Genomic DNA, 21705 nt, shown 5'->3' with positions numbered 1-21705 from the left:
CGCGCGTGCCCCTCGCATCCGAGGGGGTGCGCCACCCGAACGTAGGGAGCCGGGCACGAAGCGTGCCCGGCTCCCGTCCGCGGATGTACCCGACGACCGCCCCCTAGGTGATCCTGATGGGGTTGACCACGTCCGCCACGAGCACCAGCAGCGTGAAGCAGACGAAGACGCCGGCGACCACGTACGCGGCGGGCATCAGCTTCGCCACGTCGAACGGGCCGGGGTCGGCGCGGCGGAAGATGCGGGCCACGTGGCGTCGCAGGGACTCCCACAGGGCGCCGGCGATGTGTCCGCCGTCGAGCGGCAGCAGGGGCAGCATGTTGAACAGGAAGAGCGACAGGTTGAACATGCCGAGGACCTGGAGCAGGATCGCCGCCTTCTGGTCGCTGGGCAGGTCGAGGGCGGCGATGTCGCCGCTGATGCGCGCCGCGCCGACGATGCCCATCGGGGAGTCGGGCTCGCGCTCGGCCCCGTCGAAGGCCGCGTTCCACAGGGCGGGGACCTTGGCGGGCAGGTTGATCAGGCCCTGGACGCTGCTCTCGACGATGTCGCCCATGTGGTCCACGGACTCGCCGAAGGACAGGGCGGCGATCTCGTTCTTCGGGCTGAAGCCGAGCCAACCCGCCGTCACGTACTCGCCCTTGACGTAGCCGCCGCGGCCGTCGCTCTTGGAAACCCGGTTCTCGATCAGGGTCACCGGGACGTCGAGGCTCTTGCCGTCGCGGACGACGGTGACGGTGGCGGGGCCGATGGTGTCGCGGATCTGCTTCTGCAGGGCGGCCCAGTCGGTGACCTTGCGGCCGTCGAAGGCGACGATCCGGTCGTTCGCCATCAGGCCGGCCTGCTTGGCCGGGGCGACCGGGTCGCCGGGCCGGCACTCGTCGCGCTTCTCGCTCTGCTGGATGACGCAAGGGGAGACGCCGGCGATCTCGGTGGTGGTCCGGTTGACCCCGAAGGTCATCCAGAGGCCGAAGAAGATCGCCAGGGCGAGCACCAGGTTCATGAAGGGGCCCGCGAACATCACGATCACGCGCTTCCACGGCTTGCGCGTGTAGAACAGCCGGCTCTCGTCGCCGGGCTGGAGCTCCTCGTACGCCGCCGAGCGGGCGTCCTCGATCATCGAGCGGAACGGCGACGTCGAGCGGGCGGTGACCTTGCCGTCGTCGCCGGGCGGGAACATCCCGATCATGCGGATGTAGCCGCCCATCGGGATGGCCTTGATCCCGTACTCCGTCTCGCCCTTCTTGCGCGACCAGATGGTGCGGCCGAAGCCGACCATGTACTGGGGCACGCGGATGCCGAAGAGCTTGGCGGTGGACAGGTGGCCCAACTCGTGCCAGGCGATGGAGAACAGCAGCCCGACGGCGAAGACGAGCACACCCACCAAGGTCAGCAACAAGGTCATGCGCTCGCCTCCACGGCGGCGCGCGCCGCCATTTCCCGTGACCGGGCCCTGGCCCAGGTCTCCGCTTCGAGGACGTCCGCGACGGTCAGGGAAGTTCCCGCATCCGGCGTCCCGTGCTCATCGACCACGGCAGAGACGGTATCCATGATTGCCGTGAACGGCAGCCGACCGGCCAGGAACGCCTCCACGCACTCCTCGTTCGCGGCGTTGAAGACCGCCGGGGCGGTCCCGCCGAGGGTGCCGACGTGCCGGGCCAGGTCCACGGAGGGGAAGGCCTCGGTGTCCAGCGGGAAGAACTCCCAGCTCGACGCCTTGGTCCAGTCGAAGGCGGGCGCCGCGTCGGGGACGCGTACGGGCCAGCCGAGGCCGATCGCGATGGGACCGCACATGTCGGGCGGGGTGGCCTGCGCGAGGGTGGAGCCGTCGGTGAACTCCACCATGGAGTGCACGTACGACTGGGGGTGGACGACGACCTCGATGCGCTCGAAGGGGATGTCGTAGAGCAGGTGCGCCTCGATGACCTCCAGGCCCTTGTTGACCAGGGTCGCCGAGTTGACGGTGATGACCGGGCCCATGGCCCAGGTGGGGTGCGCGAGGGCGTCCCGGACGGTGACCGAGGCCAGCTCGGCGCGGGTGCGGCCGCGGAAGGGTCCGCCGGAGGCGGTGACCACGAGCTTGCGGACGTCGGCCCGGGTGCCGGCGGCCAGCGCCTGGAAGAGCGCGGCGTGTTCGGAGTCGACCGGGATGATCTGGCCGGGCTTCGCGAGGGCCTTGACCAGGGGGCCGCCGACGATGAGCGACTCCTTGTTGGCGAGGGCGAGGGTGCGGCCCGCCTTCAGGGCGGCGAGGGTGGGCGCGAGGCCGATGGAGCCGGTGATGCCGTTGAGGACGGTGTGGCAGGGCGAGGCGGCGAGTTCGGTGGCCGCGTCGGGTCCGGCCAGGATCTCCGGCAGCGGCTCGGAGGGCCCGTACTGGCCGCTCAGCGCCTCCTTCAGGGCCGGTACGACGTCCTCGCGGGCGACGGCCACGGTGTTCACCCGCAGCAGCCGGGCCTGCTCGGCCAGCAGTCCGACCCGCCCGCCGGCGGCGGACAGCGCGGTGACCCGGAAGCGGTCCGGGTTGCGCAGGGCGAGGTCGATGGCCTGGGTGCCGATGGACCCGGTGGACCCGAGGATGACGATGTCCCGGCGGCCGGCCGCGGCGTCGAAGAGGAGGTGCGGGTCGGCGAGGGGGGCTGGACTGTCGCTCATGCCCCCCATTGTTGCCGCAACTCAGGAGCGCTTGGACACGGAGTCCCCGTCCGTGACGCGCGCCAGCAGCTCCGGCAGCGTGCCGACGAAGTCGGGCAGCGCGCGGGCGGCCCGCCACCAGGCCTCCACGTCGTCGCCGAGGGCCGCGTCGAAGAGCGCGTCGGCCTCGGCGCGGGCGGCGAGGACGGCGACGGGACGGTCGTGGCGGTCGGGGTGGCCGATGTCACCGAGCCACTGGTCCTCGTCCAGGGCCCAGCAGGCGGGGACCTTGTGCCGGACGATGTCGGCGCCGGTCAGCAGGCCGCGGTCGAGGCAGTCGCGGACCCAGCGGACGTCCTCGTCCACGGTCGGCATCGGCACGCCCAGGCTGACGAGGGCCAGTTCCCGCTCCCACGCCCCGGTCGGCTCCGCCGGCGCCGGGTCCGGCGCGAGGTGGCGTACGGCGCGGGCGAGCGCCGGGTCGTGGCGTATGGCCCCGGGCGGGGGCGGGGTGCCCGCGGCCAACGCCGCCGCCAGCTCGGGCAGGGTGCCGCCGAAGGCGGAGGCGCGGCGCGGCAGCTCGGCCCACAGTCGGGCGTCGTCGCCGAGCAGCGGTCGCAGGGCGCGCTGGACGGCCGACTGCATCTCGGCCTGTTCGGGCAGGCTCCAGCGCAGGCCGCGGCCGACGGGAAGGTGGCCGAGGAGGAGGGTGCGGGGCGCGGGGGCGATGGCGGCGACGAGTTCGTCGCAGGTGAGCAGGCCGGTGCGGACGGCGCGGACGGCGGGCCGGTGCCAGTCGCGCCCGTACGTGGGCCCCGTGCGCGCGTCGAGGAGCGCGGCGCAGACCTCCGGGGGCAGCCCGCCCACCAGGAGCAGCGCTTCGACGGCGCCGGGCGGCAGCGGGGCGCGGGCGTGCTCGCGCAGCAGCGTCGGGGTGTCGAGCAGGTGCGGTATGCCGAGGAGGGTGAGCGGGACGCGGGGGCGGCGGCCGTGTCGGCGCAGCAGCGACAGCAGCTCGTCGGGGGCGAGGGGGCCGGGGCCGGTCTCGCGGAGCAGGTCCGGGGAGGGTCCGGGCCGGGCTGCGTAGCGTGCGGGGCCGGGCAGGCCGGGCAGGGGGCGGCCGACGACGTGGGGGTTGCGGGCGATGTAGTGCCGGTCGGTGTCGGTGCCGTGGCGCAGCAGCAGGGTGACGGCGGAGGCGGGCAGCCACTGGTCGCGGCACAGGTACTTGCGGGTGGTGTCGTCGAGCCGGTCGAGGAGGTCGGCGACGACGTGTTGCGGCGCGTGGCGCAGGAGGTGCGCCACGCACCAGGCCAGCCGTCGGCCGGCCCGGTCCTCGTCGGCCGTCGCCATGGTCCTCAACCGCCTCGCACTGGTACCCGTACTCGTACAACCGTCCGAGCTTGTTTTTCGATGATGGCAGCTCAGCGCAGGGGACGGTGAACGTTTTCGTGACGCGAGGGGCCCGGGGTGGCGTCCGCGATCCACGGGCCGTCGCCCGAGGGGTCGAGGACGCCCTCCTCCAGCCAGGTGTAGACGCCGCCGAGGACCCCTTCGACCACCTTGCGGTCGAGGTCGTCGGTGTTGGACCACAGGCGGCCGAAGAGCTCCTCGACGCGGATGCGGGACTGCCGGCAGAAGGCGTCGGCGAGCTGGTAGGCCTCGCGGCCGTGGTCGCCCGTGGCGCGCAGGTGCTCGGCGCGCACGCAGGCCGCGCTCATCGCGAACAGCTCGGCGCCGATGTCCACGATCCGGCCGAGGAAGCCCTGCTTGGTCTCCATGCGGCCCTGCCAGCGGGACATGGCGTAGAAGGTGCTGCGGGCGAGTTTGCGGGCGCCGCGCTCGACGTAGCGCAGGTGGGTGGCGAGGTCGGGGTGGCCTGCGGGGTGGAACTCCCGGTAGGTGCCGGGGAGTTGTCCGGGGCCGGCGGCCAGTTGGGGCAGCCAGCGGGCGTAGAACCCGGCGGCGCGGGCGCCGGCCTTCGCCTTGTCGCCGAGGGCCTTCTCGGGGTCGATGAGGTCGCCGGCGACGGAGAGGTGGGCGTCGACGGCCTCGCGGGCGATCAGCAGGTGCATGATCTCGGTCGAGCCCTCGAAGATCCGGTTGATGCGCAGGTCGCGGAGCATCTGCTCGGCGGGGACGGCCCGCTCGCCGCGCGCGGCGAGCGACTCGGCGGTCTCGAAGCCGCGGCCGCCGCGGATCTGGACGAGTTCGTCGGCCATCAGACAGGCCATCTCGGAGCCGTAGAGCTTGGCGAGGGCGGCTTCGATGCGGATGTCGTTGCGGTCCTCGTCGGCCATCTGGGAGGCGAGGTCCACGACGGCTTCCAGGGCGAAGGTGGTGGCCGCGATGAAGGAGATCTTGGCGCCGACGGCCTCGTGGCGGGCGACGGGACGGCCCCACTGCTCGCGTACGGCGGACCACTCGCGGGCGATCTTCAGGCACCACTTGCCGGCGCCGACGCACATGGCGGGCAGGGACAGCCGGCCGGTGTTGAGGGTGGTCAGCGCGATCTTCAGGCCGGCGCCCTCGGGGCCGATCCGGTTCGCGGCGGGGACGCGGACGCCGTGGAAGCGGGTGACGCCGTTCTCCAGGCCGCGCAGGCCCATGAAGGCGTTGCGGTGCTCGACGGTGATGCCCGGAGAGTCGGCCTCGACCACGAAGGCGGTGATGCCGCCCTTGTGCCCGTCACCCTTGGGTACCCGGGCCATGACCACGAGGAGGTCGGCGACGACCCCGTTGGTGGTCCACAGCTTCACCCCGTCCAGGACGTACGCGTCGTCGCCGTCGGGCACGGCCGTGGTGGCCAGGCGGGCCGGGTCGGAGCCCACGTCGGGTTCGGTGAGCAGGAACGCGCTGATGGCGGTGGTGGCGCAGCGCGGCAGCCAGGCCTCCTTCTGCTCCTGCGTGCCGAACATCTTCAGCGGCTGGGGCACGCCGATCGACTGGTGCGCGGAGAGCAGCGCGCCGATGGCGGGGCTGACGGAGCCGACGAGGGCCAGCGCCTTGTTGTAGTAGACCTGGGTGAGGCCGAGCCCCCCGTACTTGGGGTCGATCTTCATGCCGAGGGCGCCCAGCTCCTTGAGGCCGCGCACGGTCTCGTCGGGGATCCGGGCCTCGCGCTCGATGCGGGCGCCGTCGATCTCGTGCTCGCAGAACGCGCGCAGTCGGGCGAGGAAGGCCTCGCCGCGTCGGACGTCCTCGTCGGCGGGGAGCGGGTGGGGGTGGATCAGGTCCAGTTGGAAGCGTCCGAGGAAGAGTTCCTTGGCGAAGCTGGGCTTGCGCCAGTCCGCCTCCCGGGCCGCTTCCGCGACCTGCCGCGCCTCGCGCTCGGTCACCTTGGGCTGTACGGGCTGTGCGGGCTGTGTCGCTGACATCCGGGTGCTCACCTCGCAGCATCGGGGACTACCGAGCGGTGCTACCTGTGAGTCGTACCCGTTCCGGGCGGGCGGGAAAAGACCCGGACGGGTGCCGGCGAAAACCGGACGGGGCGCCGGGGAGGGGGCGTGCGGCAAGCGCCTTGAACGGCGCGGGAAAAGGCGGGAAAAGGGGGACGGCCGGAGCCCCCGCACAGTAGGCTCCGGCCGTCGGTCTGAGGACCGGACGAGTGAATCGTCCGATCAGATGTCGAGGCCCGTGAGGACCAGGACGCGCTCGTAGGTGTAGTCGTCCATCGCGTAGCGGACGCCCTCGCGGCCCACGCCGGACTGCTTGACGCCGCCGTACGGCATCTGGTCGGCCCGGTAGGAGGGCGCGTCGCCGATGATCACGCCGCCGACCTCCAGCTCGCGGTGGGCGCGGAAGGCCACCTGGATGTCACGGGTGAAGACGCCGGTCTGCAGGCCGAACTTCGAGTCGTTGACGGCGGCGAAGGCCTCGTCGGTGTTCTCGACGCGCTGCAGCGTGAGGACCGGCCCGAAGACCTCCTCCACGGCCAGGGTGACGCCGGCCGGCAGGTCGGCGACGACGGTGGGCTCGTACGAGGCACCCTCGCGCTTGCCACCGGTCAGCAGCTTGGCGCCGGCGGAGACGGCCTCGTCGACCCAGGCCTCGACGCGCTTGGCGGCGTCCTCGGAGACGAGCGGGCCGACGTCGGTGGCGGAGTCGGACGGGTCGCCGGTGACCTGGGCGCGGACCTTCTCGACGACCTTCTCGGCGAGGCGGTCGTAGACGGAGGCGTCGGCGATGACGCGCTGCACGGAGATGCAGGACTGGCCGGCCTGGTAGTTCGAGAAGGTCGCGATGCGGGTCGCGGCCCAGTCGAGGTCGGCCTCGGAGGCCCAGTCGGCGAGGACGACGGCCGCGGCGTTGCCGCCGAGCTCCAGGGTGCAGTGCTTGTGCGGCACCGACTGCTGGATGGCGTAGCCGACCTTGTCGGAGCCGGTGAAGGAGATGACGGGCAGTCGCTCGTCCTTGACCAGCGCCGGCATCTTCTCGTTGGCGACGGGCAGCACGGACCAGGAACCGGCCGGCAGGTCGGTCTCGGCGAGCAGCTCGCCCAGGATCAGACCGGACAGCGGGGTGGCCGGGGCCGGCTTCAGGATGATCGGCGCGCCGACGGCGATGGCGGGGGCCACCTTGTGGGCGCACAGGTTCAGCGGGAAGTTGAACGGCGCGATGCCGAGGACCGGACCCTTGACGAAGCGGCGGGTCAGCGCGAGCCGACCGACGCCACCGGCGTCGGTGTCCAGGCGCTGGGCATCTCCGCCGTTGAAGCGGCGGGCCTCTTCGGCGGCGAAGCGGAAGACCGACACCGCACGACCGACCTCACCGCGGGCCCACTTGATCGGCTTGCCGTTCTCGGCGGAGATCAGCTGGGCGATCTCCTCGGTGCGCTCGACGAGCCGCTTCGAGACATGGTCCAGGGCGGCGGCCCGTACGTGGGCGGGGGTCGCGGAGAACTCCGCCGTCACGGCGGACGCGGCGGCCACGGCCTCTTCGACCTGGGCGTCGGTGGGCACGCTGACGGTGCCGACGAGACGGCCGTCCCACGGGTTGTGGACGTCGAAGCTGTCCTCGCCGGTGGCCTGGCGGCCGGCGAGCCAGAAGGCGTGGGTGGAAGTCATGCGAATCCCGGCCCTTCGAGTGTGTGCGGTGGGTCGTTGTCCCCACCACCGTAGGACTCCACGGGGCTTTCGGTGTTTATCCGGCATGGAGCGGCGCCGCCCCGTCCTGCGCCGCTTTGTCACTGTCGCAGCCGGCCGGGGCCGTGCCGGTGGGTGCTAGGGGGTGGTCGTGCCGGCCTTGAGGGCGAGCCAGAGCTCCATGCGGACGTCCGGGTCGTCCAGGGAGCGGCCGAGGATCTCCTCGACCCGCTTCATGCGGTAGCGCAGGGTGTGGCGGTGCACGCCGAGGTCGGCGGCGGCGGCGTCCCACTGGCCGTGGCGGGAGAGCCACGCCTGCAGGGAGGCGACGAGGTCGCCGCGGCCGGTCGCGTCGTGCTCGCGCAGGGCGCGCAGCGTGCCGTCCGCGAAGGCCCGTACGGCGTCGTCGGCGAGCAGCGGCAGGACGGAGCCCGCCGCGAGGTCCTCGTGCTCGACCAGCGGCCGGCCGCGGCGGCGGGCCACGGCGAGGGCCTGGTCGGCCTGCTTGAAGGCGGCGGCCACCCCGCCGGGCGGCCGGCGCGGACAGGCCGACCACCAGTTCGTCCGGCTCCGGTCCGCTCGCCTCGCGGCCGCGGCGGGACTCCAGGGCCTCGGCGTGGTCGGCGCAGGCCTGGACGGCCGCGCCCCCGTCGGCGGCGAGCACCACCAGCCGGCCGGGCTCCGGCACCACGAGCAGCGTCTCCCCGGTGCGGGAGGCCGCCGACTCCACCGCGTCGGCCAGCAGCGCGAGCCCCTCGGGCTGGGCCGTCCCCGGCAGGGCCGGTTCGGCGACGACGATCCGGAACGGGGCGTCCAGCAGGCCCCCGTACAGGTCCCCGGCCACGGCCCGTGCCTGCTCCGCCTGCCCCTCCAGCAGCATGCGCAGCACGGCCGCGCCGAGCCGGGACTCGGCGTCGTGCAGGGCGCGGGAGCGTTCGGTGGTCAGGGTCAGCAGGGCCACCGCGGAGTGCACCGCGTACCGCTCGGCGGTGCCCAGCGGGGCCGCCGTTCCGACGGCGAGGGCGCCCCGGGCGCGGCGTCCGGTGCCGAGCGACTGGAGCTCGACCCGGTCCTCCGCGCCGCCCACCACCGCGCTCGCGGGCGCGGGCCGCTCCCGCAGCCGCTCCACGTCGGGGTCAGGCGGGCGGCCCGGCGCGCGGCCCAGTCGGGGGCGGCGGCGACGACCGCGCCGGAGGTGTCGTACAGCGCGGCCCAGCCGTGCACGTGGGCGGCGAGCCGCGCGAGCAGGTCGGCGGGGCCGTCGGCGGACAGGGCGGCCCGGGTCAGCTCCCGCTGCGCCTCGAAGCCGGCCGTCACGGCCCGGTACTGATCGGCGGCGAGCGCCGCGGAGACGGCCTTGCTGATCGCGAGGAACGGGGTCCGCCGGGGCACCTCCAGCAGCGGCAGGTCCTCCTCCCGGGCGGCCTGCACCAGCGCGTCGGGGACGTCCTCGTAGTTGACGCCGACGGCGAAGCCGATGCCGACGACTCCGGCGGCCGCGAGGCGGCGTACGTAGCGGCGCATCTCGTCGGGGTCCTCGGCGTCCAGCTTCATGGCGGTGACGAGCAGCAGCTCGCCGCCCTCCATGTAGGGGACGGGGTCGGCGAGCTCGCTGACGTGGGCCCAGCGGACCGGGGTGTCGAGGCGGCTCTCCCCGGCCCGAACGCTGAGCTTGAGCGCCGAGTGCTGGACGAGGGAGGCGAGGGTGAGCGGCATCGGTTACCAGGGGCCTTCGGCGGGAGGGGGGGACGGGAGCGGTACGCGTGTCGCGCCGTGCGAGTCGCGGTGTGCGTGTCGCGGTGTGCGTGTGGCGGTGTGCACTTCATGGTGCGCGTTCCGCGGCGCGCATTTCGCCGTGTCGTATGAACGACCCCTCTCGATTCTGCCACCTCGTACGGGTCTTCTCAGCTCGTTCCCGACAGTCGCAGCAGCAGCGGCGCGGCCCTCTCCCCCGTGACGGTGGTCAGGGACAGCACGGCGCAGCCCGGCGGGACGGCGTGCGCGAGGTCGGAGGCCGACCAGCGTTCCCGCTCCACTTGGCGCACGGTGACGGCGTCCGTGGTGACCGCCTTGCCGGTGACCAGCTTGCGGAAGGCGTGGAGGGCGCGGGTCAGCGGCTGGTCGGCGAAGACGGTGCGGTGGGTGACGTCGCGGGTCTCCACCCACTCGGTGCCCCAGGCCTCGGCGAAGCGCTTGCCGTCCCAGGTGGTGATGCCGGAGAAGGCCATCCGGCAGCCGACCGCGCCGAGCAGCGGAGTGCGCAGGGCCTCCGGTACGTCGTCCAGGGTGCGCAGCGTCAGCAGCACGCCGGCGTGCGCCGAGCGCAGGCGCTGGACGCCGCGGACGGTGGCCGGGGTGAGGGTGTGCGAGGCGTCGTCGAGGGCGAGGAAGGCGAAGAGGGAGCGGTCGGCGCGGGCGGCGGCGCCGGCGGTGAACTGGGCGAGGAGCAGGCGGGCCAGCATGCGGGAGGCGTCGGCGTGGCCGCGTTCGGGGAGGTCGACGCGGACCCGGACGGGGTGTTCCAGGGCCCGCATGGAGAAGGAACGTCCCTGTCCGGTGGGGTCGAAGAAGCCGGCGAAGGCGGGCCGGTCCAGGAGCGCGACGCGGTCGGCGAGGGCCGGGCCGGGGTCGCCGGGGGCGCCGTGCTGGCGGGCGCGCGCGTCGAGTTCGCGGAGCATGCCCTGCTGTCCGGTGCCCTCCAGGGCCTGGCGGAGCGCGGCGTGGGCGGCGGGCAGCTCGTCGAGCAGCTCGCGCAGTTCGGGTACGGCGGGGAAGCGGCCGTGGGCGGCGCGGAAGGGGCCGAGGAGTTGGGCGAGGGCGGTGGCGGCGCGGCGGACGTCGATGCCGGGGACGTCTCCGACGAAGGCGTCGGCGAGGAGGGCGGCGGCCTCGTCGGGGTCGGCGGCGCCGCCGTAGAGGTCGAGGTCGTGGACGGAGTCGGGGTCGCCGACGCGGACGACGATGTCGTAGGCGTGGTCGGGGCCGAGTGCGGATCCGCCTCCGGCTCCGGCCCCGGCTCCCGCCGAGCCGACCGCGACGACGGCGGCCTGGCCGGCCAGGGCCTGGAGCGCGAGCGACTCGACGACGGGGCGCACCAGGCGGGCGGTCTTGCCGGTGCCGGAGGGGCCGACGGCGAGCAGGGACGTCCCGAGGACGCCGGGGTCCAGGGCGAGGGGGGTGCCGCGGCGGGCGTAGGGGTTGCGTTCACCGTCCTCGACGGTGCCGAGGAGCACCTGCCGGGTGAGCAGGTCGTGCCGGGCCGCGCGCACCGGCAGGTCCCGGTCCCCGGAGGGGTGGACGCAGGCGCCGGCGCCCTTGTCGCGGACGGCGTCGGCGAAGGCGCGGAGCCGGGAGGGGTCGACCCTCACGGACTCCCAAGCCCTGCGGATCCGCACGAAGTCCACATCATTCATCCGCCCGCCGGCCGCCTCCCCCGCAAGCCGCTCGGCAGTCTCCCCCATCCCCACGGCCCGCAACTCGGGCCACCCAAGGGGGTCGGGGTTTGCGGTTTCGGGTCCGGCCGAAGCCGGAGCGGTGGTGGACGCCGTGCGGCCGGCCGCGGGACCCTGCCCGGCTCCTCGTGACCGCCCGAACCGGACGAAGTACACGACGACGGACCCGTACAGCACGAGGTAGAGCAGCAGAGTCAGCAAAAGACCCTGCGTGGGTTCGATCTCCCTGAGCGGTAGGTGTCCGATGAGCAGGGCGTCTGCCGGGATGCTGTCCGTCCAGATGAGCAGCATGACGCCGACGGCACCGGCAGCCGCCCCCGCGGCCCGCGCATGCGGGCCGCGGGCAGCGATGAGCCGGTCGAAGGCCGGTCCCCAGGAGCCGAGGCGACTGAACCAGACGACGAGTCCTCCGGTCAGAAGGAGTTCATAGATCTGCTGTGCTGCCTGACCCCGGTGATCGACGGGGTTGCCTCCGAGTTCCCACCACTCCCCGGGGGTGAAGAGTCTGAGCGGCACCTCGATGTAGGGGATGTAGCCGTTCGTGAGCAGGGACCATGCCAGCACACATGCGAGGAACGAAATCACCGCCCCACTCAGCAGCGACCGGTCGGTGACGGCGTCCGGCTCCGCGCCTCGGCGGGGGCGGTGGCCGAAGCGCCATACCCCCGGCTCCGCGGCCGGGCGGGGCGTACGGAGCCACTCCACGAACGGCGGCGTGCCGACGGCCGGGGCGTGGGAGGGGCGGGGGGGGTGGGGTGGGGAGGGGTGGGGGACCTGGTTCGGTTGGGTGGTGTGTGCTTCGTGCGTGCCCTCGGTGTTCATGAACCCCTGCCCCCTGCCCGTGCCCAGCGCTGCGGCGCTCAATCTAGTGCCCGACCCGCCCCCACGCCCCGTCCCCCCGCCGCCGCCTATGGCCGTCGCGGACAAGGACACGCGCGCACCACTACCGAACGGAGCATGCCTTACCCCCTCCCCCGGGCCTAGCCTGCGGACAAAGACACAGTTGCGTCCGAAACACCCCAGGAGCCCCCTATGACCGCTGTCCCGCAGGAGCGCAAGCTCGTCACCGCGATCCCCGGCCCCAAGTCGCAGGAGCTGCAGGCCCGCCGTCTCGGCGTCGTGGCCGGCGGCGTGGGCTCCGTACTGCCCGTCTTCACCGCCCGCGCGGGCGGCGGCATCATCGAGGACGTCGACGGCAACCGCCTGATCGACTTCGGCTCCGGCATCGCCGTGACCTCCGTCGGCGCCTCCGCCGAGGCCGTCGTGCGCCGCGCCTCCGCGCAGCTCGCCGACTTCACCCACACCTGCTTCATGGTGACCCCGTACGAGGGCTACGTCGAGGTCTGCGAGGCGCTCGCCGAGCTGACCCCGGGCGACCACGCCAAGAAGTCGGCCCTGTTCAACTCGGGCGCCGAGGCCGTCGAGAACGCCGTCAAGATCGCCCGTTCGTACACCAAGCGCCAGGCCGTCGTCGTCTTCGACCACGGCTACCACGGCCGTACGAACCTCACGATGGCGCTGACCTCGAAGAACATGCCGTACAAGCAGGGCTTCGGTCCGTTCGCCCCCGAGGTCTACCGCGTCCCGGTCGCCTACGGCTACCGCTGGCCCACCGGCGCGGAGAACTGCGGCCCCGAGGCCGCCGCGCAGGCGATCGACCAGATCACCAAGCAGATCGGCGCCGACAACGTCGCCGCGATCATCATCGAGCCGGTCCTCGGCGAGGGCGGCTTCATCGAGCCGGCCAAGGGCTTCCTGCCGGCGATCGTCAAGTTCGCCAACGACAACGGCATCGTCTTCGTCGCCGACGAGATCCAGTCCGGCTTCTGCCGCACCGGCCAGTGGTTCGCGTGTGAGGACGAGGGCATCGTCCCGGACCTGATCACCACCGCCAAGGGCATCGCGGGCGGTCTGCCGCTCGCCGCCGTGACCGGCCGCGCCGAGATCATGGACGCCGCCCACGCGGGTGGCCTGGGTGGCACCTACGGCGGCAACCCGGTGGCGTGCGCCGGTGCGCTCGGCTCCATCGAGACCATGAAGGAGCTCGACCTCAACGCCGCGGCGAAGAAGATCGAGTCCGTCATGAAGACGCGCCTGACGGCCATGCAGGAGAAGTACGACATCATCGGCGACATCCGCGGCCGCGGCGCCATGATCGCGATCGAGCTCGTCAAGGACCCGGTCTCCAAGACCCCCTTCCCGGAGGCCGCCGGCGCGCTCGCCAAGGCCTGCCACGCCGAGGGCGTGCTCGTCCTCACCTGTGGCACCTACGGCAACGTGCTCCGTTTCCTCCCGCCGATCGTCATCGGCGAGGACCTCCTGAACGAGGGTCTGGACGTCATCGAGGCCGCGTTCGCGACCATCTGACCGAACGTCCAGTTCGAGCGGCTAGAACGCCCGAACGCGCCGCCCGCCCCTCTACCGCTGGTAACGGGCGGGCGCTGTGAAGAAGGTGTGGGGGGCCGATGGCGGGTGCGCGTTCCCGCTGTCGGTCCCCTTTTCGCCGGAGTACGGTTTCTGCAGATGAGTGAGACAGACCGTTCCCGGGTCACCGGGAGCGACACCGGTACCGGGCTTCCCCAGCGCCGTACTGGGCATGCGTTCGCGCACACTCCTCTCCGATCGGACGGCCGTCCGCCCCAAACCCCCCGGGGCGCACGGCAACCCGATCCGGGCGGCCGTCCCGGAACCATCCCCCCTGTTCCGGGACGGCCGGCCATTTCTCCCGCCGTTCCTCCCGCCGCTCTCGGCTCCGCGCTCGCGGTCCTCTGTCTGGGCCTCTTCGCCCTGATCACCTGGCAGGTCCTGGCGTCCGGCCCGCTGTTGACCCCGGACCGTGCCCTGAGCCGCGCCCTCGTGCGCGCCGTCCCCGACCCCGTGACCGAGCGGCTCTCGGACCTCGGCAACATCCCGGTCGCCGTGCCCGTCCTCGCCCTGGCCATGGCCTACGCCGCCCGGCGCGGCCGGGTCCGCGCCGCGCTCGCCGCCGGTCTCGCGATGGCCCTGGTCCCGGCGCTGATCGTGCCGCTCAAGGAGTGGACGGCCCGCCCCGGCCCCCTGGAGCCCTGGGCGGCCGGCTACTTCCCCTCCGGCCACACCGCCACCGCCTACGTGGCCTACGCGGGCGCCGCGCTGCTCGTCTCCCCGTACACCCGTCGGGCCTGGCCGGCGGCCGCCGCCCTCCTGCTCACGGGGGCGACGGCCGTGGGGCTCGTCCTGCGGGGGTTCCACTGGCCGCTGGACGTCGTGGCCAGTCTGCTGCTGTGCACGCCGTCGCTGCTGGCGGTCAGGTGGTGCGACCGTGGCAGCGGTCGAAGTTCTTCGAGCACTCTCAGGAGCCGAACCGGTCCCGGTTGACCGACCAGGTCATCAGGCCGCGCAGCGCCGCCCAGGTGCCGTGGGTCTGGTGGGTGCCGCAGTGCGGCGTTGCCGGCTACGGGGGAAGCCGGTGAGGAGCATGTCGGGTCAGAGGGTCTTCACGGCGGAGATCAGGTCGATCACGTCTCAGGAGGCGGGTACGTCGGCCATCCGGACGTAGCCGGAGCCGTCGCGTGGAGGTAGCCGACGAGGGCGTGGGCGGGCATCCCGGGGTGGTCGGGGTCGCCGGGGTTCCCGCCGCCGTCGGTCGTGGTCGCGAAGACGGCGGCGCCCTTCGGGGACTCGCCGGCCGCGTTCACTGCGCTGACCCGGAAGGAGTACGTGGTGGAGGCGGCGAGCCCGGTGACGGTCGTCGACGTGCCGGTGACGGTCAGGGGGCGGCGCCGTCGCGGTGGACCCGGTACGAGGTGGCGCCCGAGGCCGCCGTCCAGGAGAGGTCGACGCTGCTCGCCGTGGCGCCGGACGCCGTGAGGCCGGTGGGGGTGGCCGGAGGCTGGGGCGGCGGCGCCGCCGTGGACGGGGGCGGCGACGACGGTTCCGCTGCCGCCCGAGCAGCTCCAGCCGTAGAGGCCGGCTTCGAAGCCGCCGTTGCGGGCGAGGTCGGCGTCGGCCGCGCCGGCCGGGGGGCCGGCGGAGAGGAGTGCGGCCGCCGCGAGGGCAACGGCCGCGAGGAGGGACGTGGCTTTGCGCACGACTGCCTCCGGAACATGGGGGGGATGGAGCCAGGCCGCCGGTGAGGGGGCGGCGGCGCCCCACATGGTCCAGACCAATCCGGTTGTCAAGGGGTGTGACCCTCCGCCTCCCGGACGCGCGGCGCCGCCTCGTGCATCGCGAGCTCCAGCGCCGCCGGGTCGGTGAGGGTCCCGCGCCCGTCCGGGACGACCAGCCAGCGGACCCCGCCCGTCGCCCGGCCGGGGTACGGGATCACGATCCAGGTCCCGCGCCCGGCTCCCCGTACGCCCGTGCCGATCCAGTGGGAGGCCGTGCCGGGGGGTACGAGGAAGCCCAGCCGGGAGTCGCCGAAGTCGCCGAGGACCGGGCCGGGCGCCTCCGGGAGGCGGTTCAGCACGTCGAGGGTGGCCAGCCCGAGCCGGCCCGGCAGGATCAGCACGTCCCAACGCCGCCCGGCGGGCAGCAGCGTCACGCCGAGGGGGTTGCGCTCCCATGCCCACCGGCAGGCGTCGGGATCCGGCGCCACCGATACCAGCCATTCCACCGCGGCCTTGGCCTCCGGGAACGTCATCGCCCGGCCTCCGTTCGTCTCGTGTCGATGAGGGGTGTCTCACCGGGAGAGAGCGGGGCCGGGCGGGGCTATGACGCGACTTGCCTTACGCCATCGAGGTGAACCGGGTCGCGGGGCGGCGCCCCGAAGTGCGCCGGGGGCGCGACGGGGTCACCCGAGGACACCTCCCAGCTGTCGAAGCCGAGTCAGCCGTCGAAGCCGAGTCAGCTGTCGAAGCCGAGGCCGAGGCGGTCCAGGGTGCGCAGCCACAGGTTGCGGCGTCCGCCGTGGGTGTCGGCGCGGGCCAGCGACCACTTCGTGAGGGTGATCCCGGTCCAGGCGAAGGGCTCCGGCGGGAACGGCATCGGCTTGCTGCGCACCATCTCCAGCCGCGTGCGCTCGCTGCGCACCCCGTCGAGCAGGTCGAGCATGACCTCGGCCCCGAAGCGGGTGGCGCCGACGCCGAGGCCGGTGTAGCCGGCGGCGTAGGCCACCTTCCCGGAGTGGGCGGTGCCGAAGAACGCCGAGAAGCGCGAGCACGTGTCGATGGCCCCGCCCCAGGCGTGGCTGAACCCCAGCCCCTCCAGCTGCGGGAACGCGGTGAAGAAGTGTTCCGCCAGCTTCAGGTAGGTCTCGGGGCGGTGGTCGTACTCGGAGTCGAGCCTGCCCCGGTAGGGATAGATCGCGTCGTAGCCGCCCCACAGGATGCGGTGGTCGGGGGTGATGCGGAAGTAGTGGAACTGGTTGGCGCTGTCGCCGAGCCCCTGGCGGTTCTTCCAGCCGATGGAGTCGAGCTGCTCGGGCGTCAGCGGCTCGGTCATCAGCGCGTAGTCGTAGACGGGCACGGTGAAGGGGCGGATCCGCTTGACCAGCGAGGGGAAGATGTTGGTGCCGAGCGCGACGCGGCGGGCGACGATGACCCCGTACGGGGTCTGCACGGTCATCCCGGAGCCGGCCGAGGTCATCTTCAGGCCTCGCGTGTTCTCGTAGACGCGTACGCCGAGGTCCAGGCAGGCCCGCTTGAGGCCCCAGGCCAGCCTGGCCGGGTTGAGCATGGCGACGCCGTCGCGGTCCCAGAGGCCGGCGAGGAAGGTCGGGGAGTCGATCTCGGCGCGCAGCGCGTCGCGGTCGAGCCATTCGGAGCCGTCGGCGAGGCCGAGCCGGCGCGCCTCCTCGTGGAGTTCGCGCAGTTCCTCGACCTGGTGGGGTTCGGTGGCGACGTCGATCTCGCCGGTGCGCTCGAAGTCGCAGTCGATGCCGTAGCGGGCGATCGCGGCCTCGATCTCGTCGAGGTTGCGGGCGCCCATCTCCTCCAGCTTCGCCAGCTCGCCCGGCCAGCGGGCCAGGCCGTTGGCGAGGCCGTGGGTGAGGGAGGCGGCGCAGAATCCGCCGTTGCGGCCGGAGGCGGCCCAGCCCGCCTCCTTGCTCTCGATCAGGACCACGTCCCGGCCGGGATCACGCTCCTTGGCGATGAGCGCGGTCCAGAGCCCGCTGTAGCCGCCGCCGATGACGAGGAGGTCGCAGCGCTCGTTGGCGGTGAGCGCCGGCTCGGCGGCGGGCTTGCCGGGGTCGTCCAGCCAGTACGAGACCGGCTTCGCTTCGGAAAGTGAATTCGCAACACTACGCATGGCGACTGGGGCCATGGCTTCCAACTCCCTACGGAACTGTTCTTACTGTTCTTACTGCTTCGGTCGTGCCTTCTTGCGGCGGTTGCCGACCATCTGGCCGGCGAGGACCACCAGCACCGCGATGACGAACATCGCCGTGCCGATGACGTTGATCTGTACAGGCGTACCGCGCTGGGCCGAGCCCCACACGAACATGGGGAAGGTGACGGTGTTGCCCGAGTTGAAGTTGGTGATGATGAAGTCGTCGAACGACAGCGCGAACGACAGCAGGGCGCCCGCCGCGATTCCAGGGGCGGCGATCGGCAGGGTCACGCGCAGGAAGGTCTGCACGGGGCCCGCGTAGAGGTCGCGGGCGGCCTCCTCCAGCCTCGGGTCCATCGACAGGACGCGCGCCTTGACGGCGGCGACGACGAAGCTGAGGCAGAACATCACGTGCGCGATCAGGATCGTCCAGAAGCCGAGCTGGATGCCCATGTTGAGGAACAGGGCGAGCAGCGAGGCGGCCATCACGATCTCGGGCATGGCCATCGGCAGGAAGATCAACGAGTTGACCGCGCCGCGCGCCCGGAAGCGGTAGCGCACCAGCGCGAAGGCGATGGCGGTGCCGAGGGCGGTGGCGCCGATGGTGGCCCACAGGGCGATCTGGAGGGACAGCGCGAGCGATCCGCACAGGTCGGCGACCCCGCAGGGGTCCTTCCAGGCGTCGAGCGAGAACTCCTGCCAGGCGTAGTTGAACCGACCGCTGGGGTTGTTGAAGGAGAAGACCGTCACCACGACGTTCGGCAGGATCAGGTACGCGAGCGTGCCCAGACCCGCGATGACGACGAGGTTGCGGCGCAGCCAGCCGAGGGGCTTGTTCATCAGACCAGGTCCTCCGTCCCCGCTCGGCGGATGTAGATGGTGACCATGATCAGGACGATGGCCATGAGGATGAAGGACAGCGCGGCGGCCGTCGGGTAGTCGAGGATGCGCAGGTACTGCGACTGGATGACGTTGCCGATCATCCGGGTGTCCGTGGAGCCGAGCAGCTCCGCGTTGACGTAGTCGCCGCTGGCCGGGATGAAGGTCAGCAGCGTGCCCGAGACCACGCCCGGCATCGAGAGCGGGAAGGTCACCTTCCGGAACACCGTGGCGGGGCGGGCGTAGAGGTCGCCGGCGGCCTCGTGGAGGCGGGTGTCGATGCGCTCCAACGAGGTGTAGAGCGGCAGGATCATGAAGGGGAGGAAGTTGTACGTCAGACCGCACACCACCGCCAGGGGGGTGGCGAGGACGCGGTCGCCCTCGGTCATGCCGAGCCAGCCGGTGACGTCGAGGAAGCCGACCGCGTTGAGGGCGCCGACGACCGGTCCGCCGTCGGCCAGGATCGTCTTCCAGGCCAGGGTGCGGATCAGGAAGCTGGTGAAGAAGGGGGCGATGACGAGGATCAGCAGCAGGTTGCGCCACCGGCCGGCCTTGAAGGCGATCAGGTAGGCCAGCGGGTAGCCGAGCAGCAGGCACAGCGCGGTCGCGGTGCCCGCGTAGAGCAGGGAGCGCAGGAACTGCGGGTAGTACTCGGTGAAGGCGTCCCAGTAGGTGGCGAAGTGCCAGGTGACCTCGAAGCCCTCTTCGAGCGAGCCGGTCTGCACCGAGGTGGAGGCCTGGTAGATCATCGGCAGCACGAAGAAGACGAGCAGCCACAGGATGCCGGGGAGCAGCAGCCAGTACGGCACCAGGCGCTTGCGCGTCGAGGGCTTGTGCACCGGGGGCGGGGCGGGGGCGGGCGCCTGCGGGGGCGCGACGGTGGCGGTCACGCGCTCTCCTCGACGGTCTCGATGCCCGCCTCGATGTCCTGCGCCGCGTCGAGACCGAAGCTGTGCTCCGGGTTCCAGTGGAGGACCACCTCGGCGCCGGGGACCAGACGCGCGTCGCGCTCGATGTTCTGGACGTAGACCTCGAGCTCCGGGCAGGCCGGGCTGTCGATCACGAACTGGGTGGAGACGCCGATGAAGGAGGAGGCGACGATCCGGCCGGTGACCTGATTGCGGTCGGCGGCGACGGTGTGCGCCTCGTCGGCCGCGACCAGGGATATCTTCTCCGGGCGGACGCCGACCAGCAGGCTCCCGCCGGCCCGCGGGGTGGTCGAACACCGGGCGCCGGGCAGCCGCAGCCGCGTACCGGCCGCCGACACCACGACCTCGTCGCCGGCGGACTCGACGGAGGCCTGGATGAGGTTGGAGGTGCCGAGGAAGTTCGCGACGAAGGTGGTGCGCGGGTTCTCGTACAGCTCGGCGGGGGCGCCCAGTTGCTCGACGCGACCGCCGTTCATCACGGCGACCGTGTCGGCCATGGTCATGGCCTCCTCCTGGTCGTGCGTGACGTGCACGAAGGTGATGCCGACCTCGGTCTGGATCCGCTTCAGCTCCAGCTGCATCTGCCGGCGCAGCTTGAGGTCGAGGGCGCCCAGCGGCTCGTCGAGGAGCAGCACCTGGGGGTGGTTGATCAGGGCGCGGGCGACGGCGACGCGCTGCTGCTGGCCCCCGGAGAGCTGGTGCGGCTTGCGCTGCGCGAACTGGCCGAGCTGGACGAGGTCCAGCATGTCGTCGACCTGCTTCTTGACGGACTTGATGCCGCGGCGGCGCAGGCCGAAGGCGATGTTCTCGAAGATGTTCAGGTGCGGGAACAGCGCGTAGCTCTGGAAGACGGTGTTGACCGGGCGCTTGTACGGCGGCAGGTGCGTGACCTCGCGCTCGCCGAGGCTGACCGTGCCGGTGGAGGGCTCCTCCAGGCCGGCGATCATGCGCAGGGTGGTGGTCTTCCCGCAGCCCGAGGCGCCGAGCAGGGCGAAGAAGGAGCCCTGGGGGATGGTGAGGTCGAGCGGGTGCACTGCGGTGAAGGAGCCGTAGTGCTTGCTGATCCCGGCGAGGCGGACGTCCCCGCTCGCGGTCTTGTCAGTCATGGGCCTGGGCCTTCAGTGGTGTGTCGGCGGAAGGGGGAAGGGGGACGGGGCCCGGCGGGTGCGGGCCGGGCGCCGTGCGGCGTCGCGGGGTCCCGTCAGGCTCCGATGAGCTTGGCGAACTTCTCCTCGTACGCCGTCTCTTCCTCGCTGCTGAGGGAGCGGAAGGCGCGGGACTTGGCGGTCATCGCCTTGTCCGGGACGATCAGCGGGTTGTCCGCGAGCGCGGGATCGATCTTCGCGAGCTCGTCCTTGACGCCCTCGACGGGGCAGACGTAGCTGATGAACGCCGCCAGTTGGGCGGCGACGGGAAGCTCGTAGTAGTAGTCGATGAGCTTCTCGGCGTTGGCCTTGTGCCGGGCACTGGCGGGGACCAGCACGTTGTCGCTGGAGGTGATGTACCCGGCCGCCGGAATGACGTACTTGATGTCGGGGTTGCCGGCCTGGAGCTGGATGACGTCGCCCGCCCAGGCGAGGCAGGCCGCGAGGTCGCCCTTGTCGAGGTCGGCGGTGTAGTCGTTGCCGGTGAAGCGGCGGATCTGCTGGGTGTCCACGCCCTTCTGGAGGCGGCCGATGGCCCCGTCGAAGTCGGCGGTGGTGAAGCTCGCCGGGTCCTTGCCCTGGTCGAGGAGGGTCATGCCGACGCTGTCGCGCATCTCCGTCAGGAAGCCGACGCGGCCCTTGAGGGTGGGGTCGTCGAGGAGTTGGGTGACGGAGTCGACCTTCCGGCCGCCGGTGGCCTTCTCGTTGTAGGCGATGACGGTGGAGATGCCGGTCCACGGGTAGCTGTGGACGCGGCCCGGGTCCCAGTCGGGGCTGCGGAACTGGGGGGAGAGGTTGGCGTAGGCGTGCGGCAGGCGGGAGGCGTCCAGCGGCTGCGCCCAGCCGAGCCGGATGATGCGGGCCGCGAGCCAGTCGGTGACGACGATCAGGTCGCGGCCGGTGTCCTGGCCGGCCGCGAGCTGCGGGCGGATCTTCCCGAAGAACTCGACGTTGTCGTTGATGTCCTCGGTGTACTTGACCTCGATGCCGGTCCGCTTGGTGAACTCCTCCAGCGTGGGACGGGACTTCTCGTCGTCGCCGGTGTCCATGTACTCGGTCCAGTTGGAGAAGACGATCTGCTTCTCCCGCTCCGAGTGGTCGTCGGAGGCGACCGCCCGTCCGCCCTCGCGCTTGGCGGGCGGGATCCCGCAGGCGGTGAGGGAGGACAGGCCTCCGAGGGTGAGCGCTCCGAGGCCGGAGGCGCGCAGGAGGGAGCGGCGGGTGAGGGCCCCGCGCCCGTTGGTGAGGCTGCGCCGCATCGCGGCGAGCTGCGGCGCCGACAGGCTGCCGGGCTCGAACTGCTCCATGAGCTGTGCCCTTTCGGGAGGTGGCC

At 72.4% G+C, this 21705-nt stretch carries 14 protein-coding genes and 2 pseudogenes; 2 read left to right on the top strand and 14 right to left on the bottom strand.

Going from position 1 to position 21705, the window contains the following annotated elements:
- Positions 1–103: 103 nt before the first annotated feature.
- From M4D82_RS24295 to M4D82_RS24265, 7 genes and pseudogenes are all read right to left on the bottom strand, one after another.
- Positions 104–1405 (bottom strand): M50 family metallopeptidase, encoded by a 1302-nt coding sequence (locus tag M4D82_RS24295; protein WP_249768048.1) that lies wholly within the window; start codon positions 1403–1405, stop codon positions 104–106.
- Positions 1402–2664, bottom strand: coding sequence for a 1-deoxy-D-xylulose-5-phosphate reductoisomerase (dxr, locus tag M4D82_RS24290; protein ID WP_249768047.1), 1263 nt, complete (start codon positions 2662–2664; stop codon positions 1402–1404). The genes M4D82_RS24295 and dxr overlap by 4 nt, the downstream gene beginning before the upstream one ends.
- A 12-nt stretch (positions 2665–2676) precedes the next feature.
- Entirely contained in the window at positions 2677–3987 is a 1311-nt protein-coding gene (locus M4D82_RS24285) for a hypothetical protein (RefSeq protein WP_249768046.1), read from the bottom strand.
- A gap of 71 nt (positions 3988–4058) precedes the next feature.
- The gene (locus M4D82_RS24280) at positions 4059–6011 is read right to left on the bottom strand and encodes an acyl-CoA dehydrogenase family protein (RefSeq protein WP_249768045.1); all 1953 of its coding nucleotides are present in this window, start codon (positions 6009–6011) and stop codon (positions 4059–4061) included.
- A 243-nt stretch (positions 6012–6254) separates the two neighbouring features.
- Complete coding sequence (locus M4D82_RS24275) at positions 6255–7700, bottom strand: aldehyde dehydrogenase family protein (RefSeq protein ID WP_249768044.1); 1446 nt, start codon at positions 7698–7700, stop codon at positions 6255–6257.
- Between the two features lie 156 nt (positions 7701–7856).
- Positions 7857–9434: pseudogene (locus M4D82_RS24270) on the bottom strand (PucR family transcriptional regulator).
- Positions 9435–9622: 188 nt separating this feature from the next.
- Positions 9623–11992, bottom strand: a complete 2370-nt coding sequence (locus tag M4D82_RS24265) for an ATP/GTP-binding protein (RefSeq protein ID WP_249768043.1) — start codon at positions 11990–11992, stop codon at positions 9623–9625.
- A gap of 210 nt (positions 11993–12202) precedes the next feature.
- Here M4D82_RS24265 and gabT point away from each other — a divergent pair, with 210 nt between their 5' ends.
- Together gabT and M4D82_RS34380 are read left to right on the top strand one after the other, a co-directional pair.
- Positions 12203–13537 carry a 4-aminobutyrate--2-oxoglutarate transaminase gene (gene gabT / locus M4D82_RS24260; RefSeq protein WP_249768042.1) on the top strand — a complete coding sequence of 445 codons (1335 nt, stop codon included), beginning with the start codon at positions 12203–12205 and terminating at the stop codon, positions 13535–13537.
- A gap of 456 nt (positions 13538–13993) precedes the next feature.
- On the top strand, positions 13994–14527 hold the full coding sequence (locus M4D82_RS34380) for a phosphatase PAP2 family protein (protein ID WP_349637089.1): 534 nt from the start codon (positions 13994–13996) through the stop codon (positions 14525–14527).
- Positions 14528–14677: 150 nt separating this feature from the next.
- On the opposite strand, the pseudogene M4D82_RS24250 reads toward M4D82_RS34380, so the two are convergent.
- The 7 genes and pseudogenes from M4D82_RS24250 to M4D82_RS24220 all read right to left on the bottom strand — a co-directional run.
- Positions 14678–15306 (bottom strand): annotated as a pseudogene (locus M4D82_RS24250) (fibronectin type III domain-containing protein); the annotation flags it as partial.
- 20 nt (positions 15307–15326) lie between these two features.
- On the bottom strand, positions 15327–15791 hold the full coding sequence (locus tag M4D82_RS24245; RefSeq protein WP_249768040.1) for a hypothetical protein: 465 nt from the start codon (positions 15789–15791) through the stop codon (positions 15327–15329).
- A 203-nt stretch (positions 15792–15994) separates the two neighbouring features.
- Entirely contained in the window at positions 15995–17413 is a 1419-nt protein-coding gene (locus M4D82_RS24240) for an NAD(P)/FAD-dependent oxidoreductase (RefSeq protein WP_249768039.1), read from the bottom strand.
- Positions 17414–17449: 36 nt separating this feature from the next.
- Complete coding sequence (locus tag M4D82_RS24235; protein WP_249768038.1) at positions 17450–18259, bottom strand: ABC transporter permease; 810 nt, start codon at positions 18257–18259, stop codon at positions 17450–17452.
- Positions 18259–19188: an ABC transporter permease gene (locus tag M4D82_RS24230; RefSeq protein WP_249768037.1), complete on the bottom strand. Its 930-nt coding sequence runs from the start codon at positions 19186–19188 to the stop codon at positions 18259–18261. Before M4D82_RS24230 ends, M4D82_RS24235 begins: the two co-directional genes overlap by 1 nt.
- The gene (locus M4D82_RS24225) at positions 19185–20333 is read right to left on the bottom strand and encodes an ABC transporter ATP-binding protein (protein ID WP_249768036.1); all 1149 of its coding nucleotides are present in this window, start codon (positions 20331–20333) and stop codon (positions 19185–19187) included. The genes M4D82_RS24230 and M4D82_RS24225 overlap by 4 nt, the downstream gene beginning before the upstream one ends.
- 95 nt (positions 20334–20428) lie before the next feature.
- Positions 20429–21679, bottom strand: coding sequence for a polyamine ABC transporter substrate-binding protein (locus M4D82_RS24220; RefSeq protein ID WP_249768035.1), 1251 nt, complete (start codon positions 21677–21679; stop codon positions 20429–20431).
- Positions 21680–21705 lie beyond the last annotated feature (26 nt).

It is taken from the genome of Streptomyces sp. RerS4, from assembly GCF_023515955.1.
Classification (GTDB): domain Bacteria; phylum Actinomycetota; class Actinomycetes; order Streptomycetales; family Streptomycetaceae; genus Streptomyces.
Note: the sequence above shows the minus strand (reverse complement) of the source record. Positions and strands in the feature narration are given on the sequence as shown.